Source organism: Sulfitobacter profundi (assembly GCF_042661425.1).
Classification (GTDB): Bacteria; Pseudomonadota; Alphaproteobacteria; order Rhodobacterales; family Rhodobacteraceae; genus Sulfitobacter; species Sulfitobacter profundi.
The window spans coordinates 88,934-112,299 of sequence record NZ_JBHSWA010000004.1; the positions used below are offsets into that span (position 1 = coordinate 88,934).

Below are 23,366 nucleotides of genomic sequence, written 5' to 3' on the forward strand. Positions count from 1 at the left end.
TTGCATTCTGCAAAAATGATATACGTCTATCAAAAATGATTGACGTATATCAAAATATCCTCATAGATAGGGTCAAGACGCGCCGCTTGGGAGGGTTGGTGCGATGGGGGAGGGATCATGACAAGTCCAACGCTGAGCGATGTCGCACGCGCTGCCGGGGTGAGCTATGCAACCGCGGACCGGGTGATCAACAACCGCGGCAATGTGGCCGACAAGTCCATCGCCAAGGTGCGCGAGGCGGTCACCTCTCTTGGCTATGTGCGCAATGTCGCGGCGGCCAACCTGTCGCGCGGTCGGATCTACCGGCTCGCGTTTTTGATCCCCCGCGGCTCCAACGCTTTCTTCAACCGTATCCGCCAGCACATCGACCACGCCGCCGCCCATCACGTCAGCGAGCGTGTGACCGCCGAGGTGATCGAGGTCGCAGCCTTCGCGGTGGAAGGGCTGCAAGACAGTATCTCGGCCCTGCTTGAGCGTGATTTTGACGGTGTCGCCATCGTCGGGCTGCAAAGCGCTGCGCTTGAGGCACCCTTGGCCGAATTGCGCGCCAAAGGGGTGGCTGTGGTGGGCCTTGTCTCCGACCTGCCCCGCGCCGCCCGCGCGGCCTATATCGGCATCGACAATATCGCCGCCGGGCGCACTGCCGGGCGGATGGTGGGCCTTGCCCATGGCGGGCAGGGCGGGCAGGTGCAGACCTTTGCAGGCTCGCTCGACGCGCGTGACCACGCGGAGCGCCTTACCGGATTTCGCGAAGTGCTCAACGCTGATTTTCCGCAGGTTACGGTGCTCGATCCGATCATGACCAAGGACGATGCGCAGGTGCTTCAGGCGCAGACGCAAGAGGTCCTGACCCAGCAAGGGCTGACGGCGCTGTACAACGTTGGCGCGGGCAACAGCGGCCTGATCGCCGCCCTTCGCGGCGGGCAGGGGACACGCCCCTTTTGCGTGGTGCATGAGCTTGTCGCCCATTCCCGCCAAGCACTGATGGAGCGGCAGATTGATCTGGTCATCGACCAGCGGCCTGACGTGGAAATCAACCGCGCGTTCACCGTGCTGCGCGCCCTGATTGACGCGAAAGACCTGCCGCCGATGCCGGAACTCGTGCCGACGATTTATGTGCGGGACAATCTGCCCGCCGACGCTTTGACCGATCAGATGAAGGCCCAAGATACATGAGTGATTTCTTTAAAGATATTAAGCCCCTGTCCTATGATCCAGAAGGGTCTGACCTGGCCTTTCGCCACTACAATCCTGACGAAGTGGTCATGGGCAAACGGATGGAAGACCACCTGCGCTTTGCTGTGGCCTATTGGCATTCCTTTGCGTGGCCCGGCGGCGATCCCTTCGGCGGCCAGACATTTGACCGCCCGTGGTTTGGCGAGACGATGGACATGGCACGGCTCAAGGCCGATGTGGCGTTTGAAATGTTCGACCTGCTGAACGCGCCCTACTTTTGCTGGCATGACGCCGATATCCGCCCCGAGGGCGATACCTTTGCCGAGAGCCTGCGCAATTTCGAAGAGATCATCGATTATCTCGGCACCAAGATGGAAAGCTCCAAGACCAAGCTGCTTTGGGGCACCGCGAACCTCTTCGGTCACCGCCGCTTTATGTCAGGCGCGGCCACCAACCCCGACCCGGAGATTTTTGCCTGGTCCGCGGCGACGGTCAAAGCCTGTATGGATGCGACCCACAAGTTGGACGGTCAGAACTATGTGCTTTGGGGCGGGCGCGAGGGCTATGAAACCCTGCTCAACACCGACCTGAAACGCGAGCGCCAGCAGGCCGGACGGTTCTTGCAGATGGCGGTGGAGTACAAACACAAGATCGGCTTCAAAGGTGCCATTCTGGTGGAGCCGAAGCCGCAGGAGCCCACCAAACACCAGTATGATTTCGATGTCGCGACCGTCTATGGTTTCCTTAAGGAGTTCGGGCTGGAGGGCGAGGTTCAGATGAACATCGAACAGGGCCACGCGATCCTTGCGGGCCATTCGTTCGAACATGAATTGGCGCTGGCGTCCTCTCTGGGGATCTTCGGCTCCATCGACATGAACCGCAACGACTATCAATCGGGCTGGGACACGGACCAGTTCCCCAACAACGTCCCCGAGGTCGCGCTGGCCTATTACGAGGTGCTCAAAGCGGGCGGGTTCACCACCGGCGGCACCAACTTCGACGCCAAGCTGCGGCGGCAATCGCTTGACCCGATCGATCTGGTCGCGGCCCATGCAGGCGCGATGGATGTCTGCGCGCGGGGCTTCAAAGCCGCCGTCGCGATGTTGGAGGATGGCACGCTCGAGGCCATGCGCGATGAACGCTACGCGGGGTGGGAGAGCCCCGACGCCAAGGCGATGCTGGAAAGCGATCTGGCCAGCATCGCGGCACAGGTTGCCAAAGACGGCATCAATCCGCAGCCCCGCTCGGGCCGGCAGGAAATTCTGGAGAATATCGTGAACCGGTTCGTTTAAGCCGGGGAAAGGGAGGACCACCATGAAAACGATCAAGGGACCAGCGCTGTTTCTGGCGCAGTTTGCAGGCGACGAAGCGCCGTTTAATTCTTGGGACAGCATCACCAAATGGGCTGCCGATTGTGGCTATAAGGGTGTGCAGGTGCCCAGTTGGGACGCACGGCTGATCGACTTGGCCAAAGCCGCGTCGAGCAAAGATTACTGCGACGAATTCAAGGGCAAGGCAATCGAGAACGGCGTAGAGGTCACCGAACTTTCGACCCACCTTCAGGGCCAGTTGGTCGCGGTGCACCCGGCCTATGACACCGCCTTTGACGGCTTCGCCGTAGAGGAAGTGCGCGGCAATCCCAAGGCGCGTCAGGAATGGGCCGTCGAGCAGGTAAAGATGGCGCTTTCGGCGTCCAAGAATATGGGGATTGGCGCACATGCGACCTTTTCGGGCGCGCTGGCGTGGCCTTACGTCTATCCTTGGCCGCAGCGCCCTGCGGGGCTGATCGAAACGGCCTTTGACGAGCTGGCCGCGCGTTGGCTGCCGATCCTGAACCACGCCGAAGACTGCGGTGTCGATGTCTGCTATGAGATCCATCCCGGCGAAGACCTGCATGACGGCATCACTTATGAGATGTTCTTGGAACGCACGGGCAATCACGCGCGGGCCAATATGCTCTACGATCCCAGCCACTACGTGCTGCAATGCCTCGATTATATTGATAACATCGACATCTACAAAGACCGGATCAAGATGTTCCACGTCAAGGATGCGGAGTTCAATCCGACGGGTCGGCAGGGGGTCTATTCAGGCTACCAAAGCTGGACGGACCGCGCCGGGCGGTTTCGGTCGCTGGGCGATGGTCAGGTTGATTTCGGCGCGGTCTTTTCCAAAATGGCCGCCAATGATTTCGATGGTTGGGCCGTGGTTGAATGGGAATGCTGCCTGAAACACCCCGAAGACGGCGCGCGCGAAGGGGCGCAGTTCGTCAAGGATCATATCATCCGCGTGACGGACAAGGCCTTTGACGATTTCGCCGATGGCGGCACTGATGAGGCGGCAAACCGCAAGATGCTGGGGATCGACTGATGGCACGTATTCGACTTGGCATGGTGGGCGGCGGCAATGACGCCTTTATCGGCGGGGTGCACCGCATCGCTTCGCGCATCGACGACCGGTTCGATCTGATAGCGGGCGCGCTGTCTTCGACCCCTGAGAAATCCGCCGCCAGTGCAGAGGCTTTGGGCATTCCGCGGTCCTACGGCAGTTTCGAAGAGATGGCGGAGGCCGAAGCCGCCCGCGAAGACGGGATCGAGGCGGTGTCGATCGTCACGCCCAACTACGTCCATGCGGCTGCCGCCAAGGCGTTTTTGGCCAAGGGCATTCACGTGATTTGCGACAAGCCGCTGACCTCCACGCTGGAGGATGCAGAGGCGTTGGAGTCGGCGGTGGCCGAGGCCGACGCGCTTTTCATTCTCACCCATAACTACACCGGCTACCCGATGATCCGCCAAGCGCGGGCAATGATCGAAGCGGGCGATCTGGGCGATATTCGCATCGTTCAGGCAGAGTACCCGCAGGATTGGCTAACCGCGCCGATGGAGAACGAAGGCGTCAAGCAAGCCGAATGGCGCACCGATCCCGCACGCTCTGGCGCTGGTGGCTCGGTGGGCGACATCGGCACTCATGCGCATAACCTTGCGTGCTTTGTAAGCGGCTTGCAGGTCGAAAGCATCGCCGCCGATCTGCAAAGCTGGGGCGCGGGGCGCAAGCTCGATGACAACGCGCATATGATGCTGCGTTTTGCTGGTGGCGCGCGGGGTATGCTGTGGTCAAGCCAAGTGGCCCCCGGTAACGAAAACGCGCTGAAGCTGCGGGTTTACGGTGAAAAGGGCGGTCTGGAATGGTCGCAAGAAGATCCCAACTACCTGTGGTTCACGCCGCTTGGCGAACCCAAACGTCTGATCACCCGCAACGGGGCCGGGGCATCGGAAGCCTCGCAGTCGGTGAGTCGCATTCCCGGTGGCCACCCCGAAGGCTACCTCGAAGGGTTCGCCACAATCTATAACGAAGCCGCCGATGCGATCCGCGCGGTGCAGGGCGGGGCGAGCCGCGAAAGCGCCATGGGCGTGCTGCCCGGCATCGCGGCGGGGATGGACGGAATGCGGTTCATCAATGCATGCGTGACGTCTTCGGCCAACGACGCGGCGTGGACCAAGCTATGACACCCAACCCCGTTCTTGCCCTGCGCAATGTGAGCAAAAGCTTCGGCTCGATCGAGGTGTTGCATGGTGTGACCCTCGCGCTGGAGCCGGGCACCGTTCACGCGCTGATTGGCGAGAATGGGGCGGGCAAATCCACCACGATGAAGATCATGGCGGGCTATCAACTGCCCACGCAAGGGGATGTACAATTGGACGGCGCGCCCGCCCGGTTCGACAGCCTGCACGATGGCGAGGTGGCCGGGATCGTGATGATCCACCAAGAGTTCAATTTGGCCGAACCGTTGACGGTTGAGCAGAATATCTTTCTGGGCCGAGAGCTAAAGCGTGGCCCATTGCTTGATAAAGCCGAGATGCGGCGCCGCACGCGAGAGTATCTAGACCGCGTGGCTTGCGACGTTTCCCCTGATGCGCGCGTATCCACTCTGTCGAACTCCGACAAACAGATGGTCGAGATCGCCAAAGCCCTGTCGCGCGATGCGCGGGTGTTGATCATGGACGAGCCGACGGCGGTGTTGACCAAACGTGAGACGGATATGTTGTTCAAACAGGTCGCGGCGCTGCGGGCAGCGGGTACGGCGGTTCTGTTTACGTCACATAAGCTTGATGAGGTCGCCGAGATCTCGGACCATGTCACCATCATGCGCGATGGCGAAGTGGTGCAATCCAGCCCCACGGCAGAGATCACCGAAGATGAGATGGCGACCGCCATGGTGGGCCGCGATGTGTCTGATCTTTACCCGCCAAAACCCGGCGTCCCCGCAGACGCGCCGGTGGTGCTTTCGGTCGAAAACCTCAGCGTGCCGGGTTGCGCCAACAACGTGTCCTTTTCGCTCCGGCAAGGCGAGATACTGGGGATTGGTGGGCTGATCGGTTCGGGCCGGACGGAACTGATGGAGGGTCTGGCGGGACTGCGGGCGGCGCGCGTCGATCGCGTGACACTCTTTGGCGAGCAGGTTTATTTCAAACAACCCAGTGACGCGCAGCGGGCCGGGCTTTGCTACCTCACCGAAGACCGCAAGCTGCGGGGGCTGCTGCTGGAACGCGGTATGCGCGAGAACCTGACGCTGCAAAACCTGCATAAATTCGGCGGTTTCTTGATCGATCGGGGTGCCGAGGAAACGGCGCTGACCCATGCGATCAAAGAATTCGACATTCGCGCAGGCAGCCGCGATGTGCGTGTCGGCAATATGTCAGGCGGCAACCAGCAAAAGCTTTTGCTGGCCAAAATCATGCTCTCTGAACCGCGCATCCTGATCGTAGATGAGCCGACCCGCGGCATCGACATTGGCACCAAACAACAAATCTATGCCTTCTTGCGCAACTTGGCTGATCAGGGTCATGCGATCATCGTGATCACCTCTGAAATGCCCGAACTCATCGGCCTTGCCGACCGTGTGATGGTCATGCGGTTGGGCGAGGTCAGCGGCACGCTGAACGCAGGCGAGATCACGGAAGACGCGATTGTGCGCCTCTCGATGGGGCTGCGCGCCGAACAAATGCCGATGACGGCCTAAGGAAACCGAAGATGACAGATGTAACCACACCTCACACCAAAAGCTTCCGGATGCCGTCGATGTCCGTCCTCGGGCCGATCATCGCCTTGGTCGTCTTGCTGTTGATCGGCGCGCTAATGAACTCTAACTTCCTGAGCGCGGCGAACATCACCAACGTCTTGGCACGGTCGGCCTTTATCGGGATCATCGCGGTGGGCATGACCTTTGTCATCACCGCTGGCGGCCTCGACCTTTCGGTTGGCTCAATGGCGGCCTTTATTGCGGGGCTAATGATTTTGGTGATGAATGCGGCGTTGCCCAGTCTAGGCATCGGCGTGCCTATTATTCTGCTGGGGATGCTCACCGCCATCGTCGCGGGGCTGCTGGCGGGGCTGTTGAATGGCTTTTTGATCACCACTCTCGGGATCGAAGCCTTTATCGTCACCCTGGGGTCGATGGGGATTTACCGGTCGCTGGTGACATGGCTTGCCGATGGGGGCACGCTGTCGCTCGACTTTGGTTTGCGGACCTTCTACCGGCCCGTCTACTTCGACGGCATTCTCGGGATCAGTTGGCCGATCATCGTCTTTGCGCTGGTTGTGATCATCGGTGAGATCATCATGTCGCGGTCTGTCTACGGGCGCCATTGTGCGGCCACCGGATCGAACGAGAATGTCGCGCATTATTCAAATGTGAACGTGAAACGCACGCGGCTAATCTCTTACGCGGCCTTGGGCATTTTGGTCGGCGTTGCGACGATCATGTATGTGCCACGGCTTGGGTCTGCTTCGGCCTCTACCGGGGTGCTGTGGGAGCTTGAGGCCATCGCCGCGGTGATCATCGGCGGCACGGTTTTGAAGGGTGGCTTTGGCCGGGTCTGGGGCACCGTCATCGGCGTGCTGATCCTAAGCCTCATCGGCAATATCCTGAACCTTACTGATTTCGTGTCGCCATATCTCAATGGGGCGATCCAAGGGATTATCATTATTCTCGCTGTGATCCTACAGCGCGAAAGGAAGACGGCGCTTTAAGCCGTAGTTGAACGCTTCATGGGAGGAGCAAAAATGACATTTACCAAAACATTCATTGCCACAGCGCTGGCCACGGCTGTCGGTACGGGCGCCTTTGCCCAAGAGACCAAGGTTATCGGCGTCTCGATCCCGGCGGCGACCCACGGCTGGGCGGGGGTATGAACTTCCACGCCAAGGAAACCGTCGAGCGGCTGGAAGAGGTCTATCCCGATCTCGACTTCGTGCTCGCCACCGCGTCGGACCCCGGCAAACAGGTGAACGACATCGAAGACATGGTTGCCACACGCAACATTGACGCGCTGGTGGTGCTGCCGTTCGAATCCGATCCGCTGACCCCGCCGGTGCAAGCCGTGGCAGACAGCGGCGCATGGGTGACGGTTGTCGACCGTGGCCTGTCGGTCGAAGGTATTCAAGACCTCTATGTCGCGGGCGACAACAGCGGCTTTGGCAAGGTCTCGGGTGAGTTCATGGCCCAGCAGATGCCCGACGGCGGCGACATCGTCGTGCTGCGCGGCATCCCCACCACCATCGATAACGAGCGTGTCGAGGGCTTCAACACAGCCATCGAAGGCGCCGGGATCAACGTGCTCGATATGGAGCACGGCAACTGGAACCGCGACGACAGCTTTACCGTGATGCAGGATTTCCTGTCGAAATACCCCAACATCGACGCGGTCTGGGCCTCGGATGATGACATGGCGATTGGCGTTCTGGCCGCGATTGAGGCCGCAGGGCGCGATGACGTGAAATTTGTGCTCGGCGGTGCTGGCATGAAAGAGATGATCAAACGCACTGCCGATGGCGACGCGATGATCCCGGCCAATGTGACCTATCCGCCGTCGATGATCGCCACCGCGATTGAACTGACCGCCGTGGGCCTCACCTCCAACGCGCCGGTCTCGGGCACATTCGTGATCGGCTCGGTGCTGGTGACGCAAGAGAACGCGATGGATTTCTACTATCCTGACAGCCCGTTCTAATGAACATCGCCACCGGCAGATTGCCGGTGGCATTTTCCCACCTGTGAAGTAATGAGTACCGCATGACCTATCTCGGCTTGGACCTAGGCACCTCGGGCGTCAAAGCGCTTTTGATCGACGAAGGCCAAAGGGCCTTGGCCGAGGGTCATGCCCCGTTGGAGGTTCAGCGCCCGCACCCGATGTGGAGCGAGCAGGACCCCCATTCATGGATCACCGCCTGCGAGGCCGCGATTGCGCAGGTCCGCAGGGCGGCCCCTGTGCACTTCGCAGCGCTGCGCGGCATTGCCGTGTCGGGCCAGATGCACGGGGCCACGCTGCTTGACGTGAACGACCGGCCTCTGCGCCCGGCAATCCTGTGGAACGATGGCCGCGCCCACGCCGAATGCGCGGAGTTGGAAGCGCGCGCCGATTTTCGCGGGCTAGGCGGCAATATCGTCATGGCAGGTTTCACCGCGCCCAAGTTGCGGTGGGTGCAAAAGCATGAGCCTGAGGTTTTCGAACAGGTCCGCAAAGTTCTGTTGCCCAAGGACTATGTCGGCCTTTGGCTGACGGGTGAACACGTCTCGGAAATGTCCGACGCGGCGGGTACGCTCTGGCTGGATGTCGCCAAACGCGATTGGTCGGATGAACTGCTCGCCGCTACGGACCTTTCGCGCGATCACATGCCTCGCTTGGTCGAGGGCAGTGCGCGCGCGGGTGGGCTGCGGGCCGCGCTTGCCGCCGATTGGGGCGTCAGCAACGTTGCCGTTGCGGGGGCGCGGGCGACAACGCGGCCACCGCCGTCGGGCTGGGGCTGGTGCAACCGGGGCAGGGGTTTTTGTCACTCGGCACGTCGGGCGTGCTTTTCACCGTGACCGACCGTTTCGCCAGCAACACCGAGAACGCGGTGCATAGTTTCTGCCACGCCGTGCCCGAGACATGGCATCAGATGGGCGTGATCTTATCGGCGACGGATGCTTTGGCGTGGCTGGGGCAGATCACGGGACAAAGTCCCGCAGCCTTGGCGGGCATGGTTAGGGATGCGACCGAACCCTCTCCCATCACTTTCCTGCCCTATCTTTCTGGCGAACGCACGCCGCATAACGCGCCCGACGCCACCGGTGCCTTCCACGGGCTGCGCCGGGGGCATGGGTTGCACGACATGGTGCAGGCCGTGATGGAGGGGGTCGGATTTGCCTTTGCAGACTGCTGTCGCGCACTGGAGCAATGTGGCTCCCTGCCAGAGCGTGTTTGCGTGGCGGGCGGGGGCAGCCAGTCAGAGACATGGTTGCAGATGATCGCCGACATCACCGGCCTGACCCTCGACGTGCCGGAAAGCGGTGCGCAGGGGGCGGCGCTTGGCGCGGCGCGGCTGGCCATGCTGGGTGGCAGTGACGCGGCGCAGGCCGAGGTGATACACCCCCAAAGATCCGCAAAAGCATCGCCCCGAACCCCGCGCTTGAAGGGGCCTATGCGAAAAGCTACGCGGCCTACAGACAGGCGTGGACGGGGGTCAGACGCGCTGACCACCAGATCATAATGATAGACAGAGCAAGGGGCGACCAATGGGCCGCCCCGTCATCGATCACATCCCCGCAATCACCTTGTCCAAGGTGGCGGGATAGTCGCGCACCCGCACCCCGGTGGCGTTGTAGATCGCATTGGTGATCGCCGCGGCCGCGCCGCAGATGCCCAACTCACCGATCCCTTTCGCCTGCAGCGGGTTCGCCCAATCGTCACGTTCCTCCAGCAGATCGACGGTCAGCTGTGGCACGTCGGCGTTCACCGGAATGTGGTATTCGGCCAAGTTGTGGTTGGCCACATGCCCGTCGCGCGGGTCAAAGGCCAACTCCTCGGTCAGCGCGATGCCGATGCCAAAGGTCATCCCGCCCAGACATTGCGAGCGCGCCGTCTTGGCATTCAGGATCCGCCCTGCGGCGAAAGTGCCGTGCATCCGCCGCACCCGCGTCTCGCCCGAGGCGGCATGCACCGCGACTTCGGCGAAATAGGCACCGAATGTCGCCTGCCGCACCGCCTCGGAAGTGTCGCCGGGCAGCACATGGCCAAGCTTTGCGAGCTCATCGCCGTTCAGGATCTCGCTCAGGCTCCGGGTCTGATTGTCGAAAGTGGCCATGCCATCTTTCAGCGTCAGGTCATTTTCGTCCACCTCCAGCCGCTCGGCCAATTGGTTGCGGATCGCCTCACAGGCCAGATAGACGGAGGTGCCGCTCGACGACGCGCCCCACGACCCGCCAGAGCCAGAGGCCGGAGGCAGGGTGGTATCGCCCAAGACCACATCCACGGCATCGCGCGGCAGACCCATCATATCGCCCGCGATTTGCCCCAAGATCGCATAGGTGCCGGTGCCGATATCGGTCATATCCGTCTCGACCCGCAGGCGGCCATCGGGCATCAGCGTCACGCGGGCTTGGCTCTCCATCAGCACGTTGATCCGCGCCGCCGAGGCCATGCCGTATCCGATCAGCCATTCGCCCTCGCGCCGTTCCTTGATGCCGGGGCGGTCGGCCCAGCCAAAGGTCTCGGCCCCGCTGTCAAGCGCCTCACGGAAACGACGGGAAGAGAAGTCTTTGCCGCTTTCGGGGTCTTTTTCGGGGATGTTGCGGCGGCGCAGTTCGACCGGGTCCATGCCGATCTTGTCGGCCAGCTCATCCATCGCGCCCTCGAAAACGGTGACGCCCACCGCTTCGCCCGGCGCGCGGACAGAGCCTGCGCAGAGGCGGTGCACCCGTGCCAGATCCATCGACATCTTGCGGTTCGCCCCGGCATAGAGGAAATGCGAGGCTTGCAAAACCGGCTCGGCAAAGGTCTCTCCGGGCAGGTTGGACACGCGCGCGTCATGGCCCAGACCGGTCAACTTCCCCTCGGCATCGGCGGCAAGCCGTAGACGCTGCGTGGTCTCTGACCTGCGCATCGTCGCCTCATAGACCTGCGGCCGTTGGAGGGCGACAGAGACCGGGCGGCCCACTTCTTTTGCCGCAATCGCCGCCGCGACCGCCTCGGGGGCGATCCCGAGTTTCGAGCCAAAGCCGCCACCGACATAGGGGGACAGAATGCGCAGCCGGTCGGGGTGAATACCAAGCGCGTCCGACAGCTCATTGCGGTTGTATTTCAGCATCTGATAGCTGCCGCGCAGGGTCAGGTCATCGCCGTCCCACGACGCGATAGAGGCATGCGGCTCCATCGGGGAGCTGGAATGCGACGGGGTGGTATAGGTCACATCGACCGAAAACGCGGCCTCCTGCATCGCCCCATCCAGATCGCCCTGATCCAGCGTTTTCGCCTCTTGCGGTTCAACCGCCGCCGTTGCGGGATCGACCGGCATGACCTCGCCGTTTTCAAGTTCCACCTTCAGCGATTGCGCCGCATGGCGGGCCTGTTCAAAGCCTTCGGCAACCACAACCGCGATCAACTGCCCAAGATAGGAGGCGTGATCCGGCCCCTGAATCGGGGCTTTGTTCGCGGTGCCTTGGGCGGGGTTACGCAGCAGGCGTTCGTCTTGGATCACGGCCAAGACGCCCGGCATCTTCGCCACGTCATCCCGGTTGGCCAAAACCACGCGGCCACTGTTGCCCGGGGCGCGGACCATCACGCCATGCACCATCCCCTCGACCTGCCATTCGTTGGCATAGGTCGCCGTGCCGGTGACTTTCAGCGGCCCCTCGGGGCGGTCAAGCGGCGCACCGACAAGACCCTGCGCCATTTCATCAAGCCTGCGTGCGGTGGCGGGCGCGTCCATCTTGAATTGCTCGGTCATTGCTGGGCCTCCTCAGTGAGTTCGCCTAGCACCGACACCAGCGTGCGGCGGGCGAGGGGGATTTTGAAATCATTCGCGCCGTAGCCTTTGGCCTCGGCCAGCAGCAGGTCGGCGGCTTTGTTGAACAGGTCTTCCGATGGCGTTTCACCGGTCAGCAGGTCCTCAACCTCAGCATTCCGCCAAGGTTTCGGTGCCAGCCCGCCAAAGGCCAGATCGGCGCGGGTGATCCGCCCGTCTTCGATATCAACGATCCCTGCGACCGAGACCAGCGCGAAGGCATAAGAGGCCCGATCCCGCACTTTGCGGTAGGTCTGTTTGCCCTCGACGGGCGCGGGCAAGACCACAGCGGTGATCAACTCGCCCGCTTCAAGAACGGTCTCTTGATCGGGGCGGTCTCCCGGCAGAAGATAGAGATCATCCAGCGTCAGGCGGCGCGTGCTTCCATCCTCTTTCAGCGTCTCCACCTCGGCCCCAAGGGCGCGCATGGCCACGGCCATGTCGCTGGGATGGGTGGCGATGCAATGCTCCGACGTGCCCAGCACGGCGAGGATGCGGTTAAACCCGTCTTTCGCCGAACAGCCCGTGCCCGGCTCACGTTTGTTGCAGGGCATGGCGCGGTCGTAGAAATACAGACACCGCGTGCGTTGCAGCAGATTGCCCCCGTCGTCGCCTTGTTGCGCAGCTGCCCGCTGGCCCCGGCCAGCAGCGCGCGGCTCAGCACTGGCCAGCCTTCGCGCACGCGGGCGTCATTGGCCAGATCGCTGTTGGTCACCAAGGCCCCGACGCGCAGCCCGCCGTCGTCGGTCTCTTCGATCTCGGCAAGGTCCAGACGGTTGATGTCGATCAGCGCCTCGGGGGTCATGACCTCTAGTTTCATCAGGTCCAAAAGGTTGGTGCCCCCGGCGATGAAAGTGCCACCGCCCGCCGCTTGGCGCGCTGCGGCTTCTGTGTCTTCGGCGCGGGTATAGTCAAAAGGTCTCATGCGTTTTCTCCCGCGGCTTTGCGGATCGCCTCGACGATATTGGGATAGGCCGAACAGCGGCAGAGGTTGCCGCTCATCCGTTCCGAGATTTCTTCGGGCGTCAGGTCGGCCTTGCCGCTCAGATCATCGGTCACATGGCTGGGCCACCCGTTTGAGATTTCCTCAAGCATCGCGGTGGCCGAGCAGATCTGACCGGGGGTGCAATAGCCGCACTGAAACCCGTCTTCGCTGACAAAAGCCTCTTGCAGCGGGCTGAGGTTGCCGGGCTGGCCGATGCCTTCGATCGTCGTGACTTCATCACCGTCATGCATACAGGCCAATGTCAGGCAGGCGTTGATCCGGCGACCGTTCACCATGACCGTGCAGGCGCCGCATTGCCCGTGATCGCAGCCCTTCTTGCTGCCGGTCAGTCCAAGGTGGTGGCGCAGGGCATCCAAAAGCGTTGTGCGGGGATCAAGATCCAGCCGCTGCTCGGTGCCATTAATGGTCAATTTCGTTTCCACGGCAAATTCCTTTGGCTAAATGGGAGCGAAGGGGCAGAATCCTCCGGCTATCGGCTGCTGCGGGACGTAGGGCGGCGAAGTTGGGCGGCAAGCGGTTGAGGGCGGCGGAAGCGGAAGCCTTGGGGCGCGCGACCTTCTATTACATAATGATGATTACAAGCGACACTTCTGCCGATAGCCGCGTTAAACCGTCCCGCCTCTGGCCGCTTGGGCCAAAGCCGATTAGAAGCGGAGGCGAAACCCGGGGGAGCGAACCGTTGCAAAAGACCACATTGCCCGAAAGACCCGATTGGCGCGCCCATGCCGAAGAGGTCGGCTTTACCTTCGCCGATATGCATGGTGAGCCCTATTGGGACGAAACCTCGGCCTATGCGCTGTCGCTTGAGCAGATCGAGAACGACATCGAAGACCCCTCGACCGAGTTGCACGCCATGTGCCGCGAGGCCGTGGCAGAGATCATTGCCAGCGAAGAATTGATGGCGCAGCTTGCCATTCCAGAAGCGCATCGCGACCTCGTGGCCGAAAGCTGGCGGCGGGGCGACCCTGAGATCTACGGGCGTTTCGATCTGGCCTATGACGGCGCGCGCCCGGCCAAGCTGCTGGAGTATAACGCCGACACGCCAACCTCGCTCTACGAAAGCGCGGCCTTCCAGTGGCAGTGGCTTGAGGATCAGTTAAAGGCGGGCGTTTTGCCCGAAGGCACGGATCAGTTCAACGGCATCCATGAGGCATTGGTCGCCCGATTTGCCGAGGTTTTTGAGCCCGACAGCGACCTGCATTTCACCGCTGTCGCCGACAACCCCGAAGACTACGGCACCGTCGAAGCCATGGGGTGGGCCGCGCGTGAGGCGGGCCTTGGTGCGCATTACTGTGACCTCGACAAGATCGCGCTGAGCGAGGACGGTCAATTCCTAGACGATCAAGACCGCCGCATCGCTGTGTTGTTCAAGCTTTACCCGTGGGAAGACCTGTTGCGGGACGACTACGCGTCACATATCGCTGGGTCAGGCTGCCTGTTTCTGGAGCCTGCGTGGAAAGCGCTTCTGTCCAACAAAGGGCTGCTGCCCGTGCTTTGGCAGATGTTCGAAGGCCACCCCAATCTGCTGCCCGCGTTTTTTGAGGCGGATGTGGCAGACGCGCTCGCCGGGCGCGGCCCCGCCGCCCCCGCCTGCGCCGAGGCCTTTGACCGTGCCGCCGCGGATCTGGCAGCAGCGCATGTGCGCAAGCCAATCCTCTCGCGCGAAGGGGCGTCGGTCTCGATCCACCAATCCGGCAAGGTCATCGAACAGTCGAAAAACTTAGACTACGCCGAACATCCGCGCATCGTTCAAGCCTATGCCCCCTGCCCGAATTTGACGGATTTCGCCCCGTTATCGGGTCTTGGATCGTGGGCGAAAGTTGCGCGGGCATCGGTATCCGCGAGGACCGCTCGCGCATCACGCAGGATTTGTCCCGCTTCAAACCGCACTATATTCTCGCATAACGCTATGCCCCGCCGCCCCTTGGCAGAAAGACGACCATCATGACCAAACGCTCGAAACGGGTTTCCATCGCCATCGTCGGTGCCGCCGCCTTTACCCTCGCCGGATGTGAGGAGGAAAAGGTCGATGCCGCTGCCTTTCCCGACCTGCAAAGCTGTCTGGCGGATGCCTCAAGCGGCGGAATGTACACCCAGCAACAATGCGAAACCGCCTTTGACGCGGCCCAGACCCTCCATGTGGAATCCGCACCGCGCTATGACAGCCTAGAGGTCTGCGAAGAGCAGCATGGCGCAGACGCCTGCGGCTCGGAACAGACGGCAACCCAAAGTGGATCGGGCGGGATTTTCATGCCCCTGCTGGCGGGCTACCTGATCGGCAATATGATGAGCAATCGCGCAGGTATGGCGGCGGCACAGCCGCTGTATAAAACGAAGGATGGCCGCTTTACCAATGCGGCACGCTCCAGCACCTATTCAACCAATCGCGGCGCGGCCAAGCTTGGCACGTCGCAATTCACCCGGCCCAGCACCACCATCGGCAAAACCCCGATGACCCGCGCCACTGCCGCATCGCGTGGCGGTTTTGGCCGTTCGGGTGGTTCGCGCGGTTTTGGTGGCTGACGGGCACTAGGGCAGTCCCACGCCTACCTGCGGCGCATCACCGCCGCCGCAAGGATCGCAACAGCCAGCGCCAGCACCGCCACGCCCCAAAAGGTCGTGGCCATGGGGATGCACATGCACGCCCTCATGCGCCGCCAATGGGCCTGCGAAAGTGGTAAGGGCGAATGTCAGTCTCTTCATTTCAATATCCTTAATCTATTGCGTTGGCCCTTGTGGCCTCAACCCAGCCCCAAAATCTCACGCGCCTGCTGCGGCGTGGCGACAGGGCGACCCGCCTCGGCGCAGATCTCTGCCGCGCGGGTGACGAGGGCGGCATTGGAGGGCGCAAGGGTCTGTTTGTCCATCCGAATATTATCCTCCAGCCCGGTGCGCAGATGCCCCCTGCTGCAGCACACCATGCGTTAAGTTCGGCCTGATGCCGCCCGATCCCGGCCGCGCACCACGGGATGTCGCCGAAAAGCCGTTTGACCGTTTGGATATAGAAATCAAAGACGTCTCGATCCGCAGGCATGGCGTTTTTCACCCCCATGACGAACTGAATATAGGGCCGCGCCGGGATCTTGCCCGCGTCGGCCATGGCCTTGGCCTGTAGGATGTGGCTCAGGTCGAAGACCTCGATCTCGGGCAGCACGCTGTAGGTCATCATCTCTTCCGCCAGCCAGTCGACAAGCTCAGGCGGGTTTTCATAAACGCGGTTGGGAAAGTTGTTCGACCCTACGGAAAGCGAGGCCATATCGGGCCGCAGCGGCAGCATCCCGCCCCGGTTTCGCCCCGCGCCCGAGCGCCCTCCGGTTGAGAATTGCACGATCATGCCGGGGCAATGCTGCCGCAGCCCCTCTTGCAGCCGCGCGAAACGGTCGGGGTCTGCCGTGGGGGTGCCATCGGCGGTGCGGACATGGGCATGGCAGATCGTCGCCCCCGCCTCAAACGCGGCTTGGGTGCTTTCGATCTGTTCGGTAATGTCGATCGGCACCGCCGGGTTGTCGGCCTTGGTGGGAAGCGATCCGGTGATGGCCACGCAGATGATGGCTGGATTATCGGTCATGGGTGTCCTCGGCTGTCTGAAAATCAGTTAATCGGCGCTGTCGCGGGCAAGGGCGATGACACGGCGCAGCGCCTCCTCCGCGGCCCTCGCATCCTCCCCCGCGGGCCAGTCGTAAAACCCCTTGCCGCTGCGTTTGCCCAGATGCCCCTGCCCCACCAGGTTGGCGAGGGTCGGCGACGGGTCGTGCCGGTCACACAGATCGGGATAGAGGTATTCGGCAATGCTTAGATGTGTGCCCAGCCCGTTCAAATCGCGCTGCCGGAACGGGCCGGAAAGCGCCATGCGGACACCGACGGACCACTGAACGATCTCATCGATCTCCGCCGGGCTGGCGACACCTTGATCCACCAGATGCAGGCATTCGCGCATGATGGCATGTTGGATGCGATTGGCCACGAAACCGGGCGGCGCGTGGTCCAAACGCACGGGCCGCCGCTCCAACCCGCGCAGCAGGGTCATGACCTCTTCACATAGCCCTTCGGGCGCATCCTTGGCCGCGACCACTTCGACGGCTGGGATCACATCGCCGGGGTTGAAGAAATGCGTGATGACGGCGCGCTCTGGCCGGGCCATGTCCGCCGACATTTCTTCGAGTGTCAGGCCAGAGGTGTTCGACAAGATCGGCGCCCCCTCTGGCACCACCCCTCCAAGGCGGCCAGCACCTTCCGCTTGAGCGCAAGGTTCTCCGGCACGCATTCCAGCGCGACATCCACCTGCCCTGCGTCCTCCAACGCAGCAGTGGCGCTTGATCCCGGCACCGTCGCCAGAAACCCATCGCGCGCGGCCTCGGTCGGGTCGACCGCCTGTACCGTCCAGCCATGCTGGCCAAAGAGCCTGCCGATGGATTGCCCCATCGTGCCAGCCCCCACGATGATGATGCGTTTGGCCATGCTATCCCCCTCCCGGACATCAGTCATTTACTTATCACTAGATGATGGTGATAAGTAAACAGCGAATAGAGAAAAGGAGGCCCCCGTGGCCCAAAACCCTTCCCCGCGCCATGCGGTTGTCACTGGCGGCGCGCACAACATCGGCCTTGGTATTGCCCGCAGGTTAAGAGAGGACGGCTGGCGGGTCTTCGTGCTCGATATCGCGGAACCGGAGGATCCTGCCCTGCGCGCGGATGCGCAGCAGGTCGATCTGTCAGGCCCCGAGGCAACCACCGCCGCCTTGCAAAACATCCTCAAAGAGGGGCCGGTCACCTGTCTGGTCAATAACGTCGGCATCGTGAAACCCGCGCCCTTCGACGCGGTAGAGATTGATGACTTCGACCGCATCATGCACCTGAACCTCCGCCCCAGCATCTTGGCGGCGAAACTGCTGGTGCCGGGCATGCGCGCGGCAGGGGAGGGCGGATCGTGATGAACACCAGCCGTGTGACAAAGGGCAAGATCGACCGGACGCTTTATTCCGCCAGCAAGGGCGCGATCCAGTCGATGGCGCGGACATGGGCGCTGGAACTGGCGCGCGACGGGATCACCGTGAACTGCGTCGCCCCCGGCCCCATCGCCACGACCGCCTTTTGGGAGAACAACCCCGAAGATGCGCCAGAAACCCGCGCCATCGTCGATGCGGTGCCGATGGGCCGCATGGGCACGTCCGAGGATGTGGCGCAGGCGGTGGCCTTTTTCGCCGATGCCCGCAGCGGTTTCATCACCGGGCAAACGGTCTTTGTCTGTGGTGGCACGGCGGTTGGGTAATCAGCCCTCGGCCTCCAATGCGTCGAGCAGCCTGCGCAGGACCGGATTGCTTGGGTCGCGCAGATAGGCCAGCCCGATCCGGCTTTGAACCTTTGCATCGCGGATTGGCAGAAAGGCCACGCCCGCATCCTTCATCCGCGCGGCAGAGGCGGGGACAAAGGCCACGCCCAGACCCGCCGAGACGAAATTCACGATCGCAGTAAACTGCGGCGCGCGGTGCGCGACGCGGGGCGCGAAACCAGCATCAGCACAGAGTTGATAGGCGCAGGCCGCGAAACCCATATCAGGGCCGAGATGGCTGAAAATGAAACTCTCCTCGCGCAGCGTTGCCATGGAAACCGAAGGCACCCCGGCAAGCCGGTGGTCGGGCGGCACGGCCAGCAGAATATCCTCGGTATGGACGGTGCGCGTGACCAAAGTCTCGGGCACGCCCGAGAGCGGCAGGCGCACGAACCCCGCATCGAGCCTGCCCGCCACGATCTCGGCGATTTGTAAGTCCATGTCCAACTCGCGCAGGATCAGGTCCACATCCGCAGCGCCCGCGCGCAACTCTCGCAAAAGCCGCCCCAGAATGCCCGCGTAAGAGGCCGAGCCGACATAGGCCAGTTCAATCCGCCCGCGCTGGCCGATCCGAGCGGCCTCGGCCACCGCCTCGACCCGCTGTGCTTGTTGCAACAGCGCGCGGGCTTCGGGCAACAGCGCCTTGCCGAAGTCGGTCAGCATCACTCGGCGGCGATTGCGGTCAAACAGCAGCGCGCCGCCAAAGACGGTCTCAAGGTGTTTCAGTTGCTGCGTCAGTGCGGGCTGCGCCACGCCAAGATTGGCCGCCGCTTGGCCAAAATGCAGCGTTTCGGCGATGGCGACAAAGACCTCATATTGGCGCAGCGTTGCGCTGAGTTGCTTTTCCATGCGGTCCTCTGAACTGGCATCAGAGGATTTTCACACGCGGCCCGGTGATAAGCAAGTTAGATCACCGGGCGGCGGCACCTAGCCTTCGGCAGAGCGGGCGCGTTTGCGACGGTCGTGCAGGGTCTCGGCATCGGCCAGATCATCGCTTTCGACCTTGGTGGTTTCCTGCCCACTTGGCCGCTGCGCACGCTTGCGCCGGAGCGGCTCACTGTCGTCACTCTCCCGCGGGAGGATCAAACGCTCCACCCGTGTCCGGCGCAGGCCGAGTGTTGAGGTCAGATCAAAGACCCGCGCCGCGATCCGGTCGGCAGCCTGCGGCTGCACCAACACCTCAAGGCGCGTCACCGGGCGGGATTTCTTGCCCTGCCCGTTCAGCATCAGCAAATCGACCACGCCGTCCATCGCCCGCAGACGGTCCACCGCCGCGCCGAGTTCTTCGCCCGTCATGTCGTCGATATCGCAGGCGAATTGCACCAGACTGTCTTGGGCGATACCGCCCGAGGCGGTGTCAAAAACGCTGACCCGCAGGATATTCGGCAGGCCCTTCATCACCCGCATTCCCGCGCCCGACCCGGTGCAGCGCAGCCGCCCCGCTGGGCGGCTGGCGGTAGGGCTGCCGCCAGTGACATGCGCAAGGATCGCCGCACCCGTGGGGGTAACCCTTTCGCCCAGAACGCCATCGTCATGCCAGTCGTAGCCCTGCAAGATCAGCGCGGTCGCCGGTGCGGGAACGGGCAGTTTGCCATGCGCCGTTTCAACCAGCCCGCCGCCCAGAGGCAGTGGGGCGAGCGAGACGGTCGCCCCCGACAGCGCGGCGCAGATGCTGCCCGCAGCGGTCACGTCCATCAGCGCGTCCCAATCCGCGATCTCGTGAAAATGCACCCGGTCGATGGGGATGTCGTGCACCTGCGCTTCGGCCTCGGCAATCCGGTGAAGGATCGCGCAGGCGGCCTGAGCCGTGCCCTCGGACAGCGGTGCGTTTTCCAAAAGTTCGCGCATCGCGCGGTAGGTCGTCTCGGCCCCGTGGCGCCTGCCTGCGTCGGGTGCGGCCAGCACCAATTCGAACCGCCGCGCGGTGATGCCCGAAGCCACATGTTCGCTTAGTTCCGCATGGCCCACCTCGGCCGGGAGCACGGCGGCGACATCGGTCAGTGCGCGTTCGGCCAGTTCGGGGAAAGCATGCAGCATCGCCGCGATGAACATATCACCCGCCGCCCCGCCTACGGGGTCGAGGTGCAGATGAAGCCCTTGCCCCTGCATCAATGCGCATCCGGCCATGGGTTGCGCAGCTGACCCGCGTCAAACTGCATCTCCTGCAGATCGCCGACCACCTCCAGCCCCGGGCGGTCGCGCAGCTCTGGCAGCATCGCCTCGGAGGCATAGAGATACTCAAGCTTCAACGTATTCGGGATGCGCAGCAGCCGGACCTTGGTGATATCCTCGGCCCCGCAGGTCTTGATCGCCGTCTGGATCGCCGTGCGGTCGCAGGGCATGACCATGGGGATCTTAGACTGTTTCAACACCTGCGACGTGATGGCATTGGCATAGACCGCCTCTCGGTCGAAGTCTTGTTCCAACCGCTGCGTGATCACATCTGCTCGCGCCGCGCCATTGCCGTTGCCGTTGCTAAGCGGCGACAACCCAAGCGCCACCAGCCGCGAGATATGCAGATGGACCTGCATCTTTTCGCTTGAGAAACGATGTGTGATGTTCGGGTCCATCCCAGTGCCGGAAAATTCTTTGCCGATCTCATCGACCACCAGCACATCCAGATCGCCCGAAGCTGATGGTGCGTCCAGCGGCCCCAGCGGCAGGCGCGGCATGTTGCGCATCGCCTCTTGCAGATAGGGCGCTTCGGCCTCCAACATCCCGTCACTGTCGAGTGCCACGACCTGCGAGAGTTCATCGTAAGCATTCTCAATCGTGCCGATGCCGAAGAGCACCTTGCATCGCTCAAGCTTCATCCGCGCCATTTTGGCGACGAAGATGCCGACGTTATCAATGCCCCGCGAATGGCAAGTCTCGGCCCCCGATTGCTTGCCCAACCCGATGGAGAGCATCTTGGCCAGCCCGCTTTCGTTCGGCGCGCGGAACGACGTATGCGGCTTGATGCGGTTGAACAGGATGATCCCATCGGCGGCATTGGCGTGGCGGTCCATCCGCACCGACATGCCGTTGTCGAGCACGCCGATCTCGTCAGTCTCCATCGACGAGCGGATCTCGCAACCGAGGCTCTCTTCGGTCACGCCCAGTTTCGCCAGCAGCGCGGTTTGCCCCTCTGCGGTGGCGCCGCCGTGGCTGCCCATGGCGGGCACGACAAAGGGCTGCGCCCCGCGCGCGCGGACCTCGGCCACGATGGCGGCCAGCAGTTCCGGCAGGTTTGCCAGACCCCGGCTGCCTGCGGTGATGGCGATGGACATGCCGGGTTTGATCTTGCCCGCGCAACCGGCCTGCATCGCCTCCGCCACGGCAGCGCGCGGATCATCGACTTGCGTCGCGGCAAAGGTCTGACGGCAAAGCGCCATGCGCGGCAGCGGCGTATCCTCGACCAGTTTCACATAATTCGGTTTCATCTGCGCTCTCCCGTCTGACATCTTTACCCCGTGACCCCGATCGGCCAAGGCGCGAATTCCTCTTCGCCTACCCCGAGCGCTTCGGATTTGCTCTGCTCGCCCGAGGCGATGGCGAGGATGCGTTCAAAGATCGCTTGGCCCAGTTCCTCAAGGCTCAATTCGCCGTCGATCACGGTCCCGCAGTTGATGTCCATATCGTCCTGCATCTTGGTGAACATCGGTGTGTTGGAGGCCAGTTTGATCGTTGGCGAGGGATAGGAGCCAAAGCAAGACCCGCGCCCGGTGGTAAAGCAAATCAGGTTCGCACCCCCGCGATCTGCCCGGTGGCAGAGACGGGATCGAAGCCGGGCGTGTCCATAAAAACCAGCCCCTTTTGCGTCACCGCTTCGGCATAGCGGTAAACCTCCATCAACCCGGTGCTGCCGCTTTTCTTGGCCCCGCCGAGCGATTTTTCCAACACATTCGCCAGACCGCCCGCCTGATTGCCGGGGCTGACCACGCCGTTGATCTGAGTATCGCGGCCCTTGGTATGCTCCAGCCACCAGTCCATGCGTTCGACCAGTTTGCGGCCCACCTCTTCGCTGCGGGCGCGGCGGGTCAGCAGGTGTTCGACGCCGAAAATCTCGGGCGTTTCCGACAGGATCGCCGTGCCGCCGTTGCGCACGAGGATATCCGCCGCAGCCCCAAGCCCGGGGTTGGCCGACAGACCTGAAAGCCCGTCCGACCCGCCGCATTGCATTCCGATGGTGATATGCTCTGCCGAACAGGGTTCGCGCCGCACGGCATTGGCCTGATCCAACATCTCGCGCACGGCGTCCTTGCCATCGGCAATCGCGCGGGCCGTGCCGCCGACGTGCTGCATGGTGATGGTGCGCAGCATCTTGCCCTCGGCCAGTCCTTCCTCCTCAAAGAACTGCGCCAAATTGTTGCGCTCGCACCCCAGCGACAGGACCACGGCCCCGGCCAGATTGGGGTGGCGGATATAGCCCGAGAGCGTGCGCCGCAGCAGGTCCATCGGCTCGCCTGTCAGCTCCATCCCGCAGCCGGATTCGTGGATGAAGGGGATCACCCCGTCGACGTTCTCCCATGCCTCCATCCGCTCTTCGTCGAAGTAGTTGGCGATCTTGCGCGCCACGGTGGCGGAGCAATTCACGGTTACAAAAAGCCCGATGTAGTTGCGCGTGCCCACGCGGCCATTCGCGCGGCGGATTCCCATGAACTGCGCGCGGTCTGAAGGCGGCAGGAGGTCGGTCGGGGTATAGTCGCGGGCAAAGGCATAGTCTTTGTCGACCGCGTCGAACTTGATGTTGTGGCTGTGCAGCCAATCGCCTGCGGCGATCTCCTCTGCCGCGTAGCCGATGACGGTGTCGAATTTCAGGATCGGCGCGCCCTGCTGGATCGGGCGGATCGCGATCTTGTGTCCTTGGGGCGTATCGTGGTTGGCACGCAGCCCGTCTTGCGGCAATACCGCCCCTTGGGGCACCGCCGAGGTCGCCACGACCACGTTATCCGTCGGTGACAGCAGCATCACCTTTACGCGTCTGTCCTCTTGCATGGTCTGGCTGTCCATCGGATGCTCCCCCAGGGTGTCGAAAAAAACCGCTTCGGTAAGA

At 62.6% G+C, this 23,366-nt stretch carries 15 protein-coding genes and 7 pseudogenes; 11 read left to right on the forward strand and 11 right to left on the reverse strand.

What is annotated here, in order from left to right:
* The first annotated feature begins 117 nt into the window (after positions 1–117).
* From ACFQAU_RS20310 to xylB, 8 genes and pseudogenes are all read left to right on the forward strand, one after another.
* Positions 118–1,176, forward strand: a complete 1,059-nt coding sequence (locus ACFQAU_RS20310) for a LacI family DNA-binding transcriptional regulator (RefSeq protein ID WP_120352382.1) — start codon at positions 118–120, stop codon at positions 1,174–1,176.
* Positions 1,173–2,468 (forward strand): xylose isomerase, encoded by a 1,296-nt coding sequence (xylA, locus tag ACFQAU_RS20315; RefSeq protein WP_132445556.1) that lies wholly within the window; start codon positions 1,173–1,175, stop codon positions 2,466–2,468. The genes ACFQAU_RS20310 and xylA overlap by 4 nt, the downstream gene beginning before the upstream one ends.
* 22 nt (positions 2,469–2,490) lie before the next feature.
* A complete protein-coding gene (locus ACFQAU_RS20320) occupies positions 2,491–3,546 on the forward strand; it encodes a sugar phosphate isomerase/epimerase family protein (RefSeq protein WP_132445553.1) in 1,056 nt (351 codons plus the stop codon).
* Positions 3,546–4,682: a Gfo/Idh/MocA family protein gene (locus ACFQAU_RS20325; protein ID WP_132445550.1), complete on the forward strand. Its 1,137-nt coding sequence runs from the start codon at positions 3,546–3,548 to the stop codon at positions 4,680–4,682. The genes ACFQAU_RS20320 and ACFQAU_RS20325 overlap by 1 nt, the downstream gene beginning before the upstream one ends.
* Positions 4,679–6,196 carry a sugar ABC transporter ATP-binding protein gene (locus ACFQAU_RS20330; RefSeq protein ID WP_132445547.1) on the forward strand — a complete coding sequence of 506 codons (1,518 nt, stop codon included), beginning with the start codon at positions 4,679–4,681 and terminating at the stop codon, positions 6,194–6,196. The genes ACFQAU_RS20325 and ACFQAU_RS20330 overlap by 4 nt, the downstream gene beginning before the upstream one ends.
* Before the next feature lie 11 nt (positions 6,197–6,207).
* On the forward strand, positions 6,208–7,206 hold the full coding sequence (locus ACFQAU_RS20335) for an ABC transporter permease (RefSeq protein ID WP_240791628.1): 999 nt from the start codon (positions 6,208–6,210) through the stop codon (positions 7,204–7,206).
* Positions 7,207–7,239: 33 nt separating this feature from the next.
* Positions 7,240–8,186 (forward strand): annotated as a pseudogene (locus tag ACFQAU_RS20340) (ABC transporter substrate-binding protein).
* A 62-nt stretch (positions 8,187–8,248) separates the two neighbouring features.
* Positions 8,249–9,683 (forward strand): annotated as a pseudogene (gene xylB, locus ACFQAU_RS20345) (xylulokinase); the annotation flags it as partial.
* A 67-nt stretch (positions 9,684–9,750) separates the two neighbouring features.
* On the opposite strand, the gene ACFQAU_RS20350 reads toward xylB, so the two are convergent.
* The 4 genes and pseudogenes from ACFQAU_RS20350 to ACFQAU_RS20365 all read right to left on the reverse strand — a co-directional run bounded on the left by ACFQAU_RS20350 (position 9,751) and on the right by ACFQAU_RS20365 (position 13,425).
* Entirely contained in the window at positions 9,751–11,940 is a 2,190-nt protein-coding gene (locus tag ACFQAU_RS20350) for a xanthine dehydrogenase family protein molybdopterin-binding subunit (RefSeq protein WP_132445541.1), read from the reverse strand.
* Positions 11,937–12,284: an FAD binding domain-containing protein gene (locus tag ACFQAU_RS20355; protein WP_386285114.1), complete on the reverse strand. Its 348-nt coding sequence runs from the start codon at positions 12,282–12,284 to the stop codon at positions 11,937–11,939. Before ACFQAU_RS20355 ends, ACFQAU_RS20350 begins: the two co-directional genes overlap by 4 nt.
* A 45-nt stretch (positions 12,285–12,329) precedes the next feature.
* A pseudogene (locus tag ACFQAU_RS20360) lies at positions 12,330–12,922 on the reverse strand (FAD binding domain-containing protein); the annotation flags it as partial.
* Complete coding sequence (locus ACFQAU_RS20365) at positions 12,919–13,425, reverse strand: 2Fe-2S iron-sulfur cluster-binding protein (protein WP_132445535.1); 507 nt, start codon at positions 13,423–13,425, stop codon at positions 12,919–12,921. The pseudogene ACFQAU_RS20360 and the gene ACFQAU_RS20365, both read right to left, overlap by 4 nt.
* A 257-nt stretch (positions 13,426–13,682) precedes the next feature.
* Here ACFQAU_RS20365 and ACFQAU_RS20370 point away from each other — a divergent pair.
* Both ACFQAU_RS20370 and ACFQAU_RS20375 read left to right on the forward strand, forming a co-directional pair.
* Positions 13,683–14,908 (forward strand): annotated as a pseudogene (locus tag ACFQAU_RS20370) (glutathionylspermidine synthase family protein).
* 39 nt (positions 14,909–14,947) lie between these two features.
* Positions 14,948–15,526 carry a DUF1190 domain-containing protein gene (locus ACFQAU_RS20375; RefSeq protein WP_067941094.1) on the forward strand — a complete coding sequence of 193 codons (579 nt, stop codon included), beginning with the start codon at positions 14,948–14,950 and terminating at the stop codon, positions 15,524–15,526.
* Between the two features lie 218 nt (positions 15,527–15,744).
* Here the strand turns inward: ACFQAU_RS20375 and ACFQAU_RS20380 are convergent.
* From ACFQAU_RS20380 to ACFQAU_RS20390, 3 genes and pseudogenes are all read right to left on the reverse strand, one after another.
* Positions 15,745–16,571, reverse strand: a pseudogene (locus ACFQAU_RS20380) (3-oxoadipate:acetyl-CoA acetyltransferase).
* Between the two features lie 27 nt (positions 16,572–16,598).
* Positions 16,599–17,210, reverse strand: coding sequence for a 3-hydroxyacyl-CoA dehydrogenase family protein (locus ACFQAU_RS20385; protein ID WP_386284941.1), 612 nt, complete (start codon positions 17,208–17,210; stop codon positions 16,599–16,601).
* Complete coding sequence (locus ACFQAU_RS20390; RefSeq protein WP_386284945.1) at positions 17,168–17,461, reverse strand: 3-hydroxyacyl-CoA dehydrogenase NAD-binding domain-containing protein; 294 nt, start codon at positions 17,459–17,461, stop codon at positions 17,168–17,170. Before ACFQAU_RS20390 ends, ACFQAU_RS20385 begins: the two co-directional genes overlap by 43 nt.
* Positions 17,462–17,546: 85 nt before the next feature.
* Here ACFQAU_RS20390 and ACFQAU_RS20395 point away from each other — a divergent pair.
* A pseudogene (locus ACFQAU_RS20395) lies at positions 17,547–18,271 on the forward strand (SDR family NAD(P)-dependent oxidoreductase).
* On the opposite strand, the gene ACFQAU_RS20400 reads toward ACFQAU_RS20395, so the two are convergent.
* The 4 genes and pseudogenes from ACFQAU_RS20400 to ACFQAU_RS20415 all read right to left on the reverse strand — a co-directional run bounded on the left by ACFQAU_RS20400 (position 18,272) and on the right by ACFQAU_RS20415 (position 23,323).
* Positions 18,272–19,180 (reverse strand): LysR family transcriptional regulator, encoded by a 909-nt coding sequence (locus tag ACFQAU_RS20400; protein ID WP_132445523.1) that lies wholly within the window; start codon positions 19,178–19,180, stop codon positions 18,272–18,274.
* A 78-nt stretch (positions 19,181–19,258) separates the two neighbouring features.
* Positions 19,259–20,458, reverse strand: a complete 1,200-nt coding sequence (gene larC / locus ACFQAU_RS20405) for a nickel pincer cofactor biosynthesis protein LarC (RefSeq protein WP_240791627.1) — start codon at positions 20,456–20,458, stop codon at positions 19,259–19,261.
* Complete coding sequence (locus ACFQAU_RS20410) at positions 20,440–21,753, reverse strand: nickel pincer cofactor-dependent isomerase, group 22 (protein ID WP_240791626.1); 1,314 nt, start codon at positions 21,751–21,753, stop codon at positions 20,440–20,442. The genes larC and ACFQAU_RS20410 overlap by 19 nt, the downstream gene beginning before the upstream one ends.
* Before the next feature lie 23 nt (positions 21,754–21,776).
* Positions 21,777–23,323, reverse strand: a pseudogene (locus tag ACFQAU_RS20415) (UxaA family hydrolase).
* Positions 23,324–23,366 lie beyond the last annotated feature (43 nt).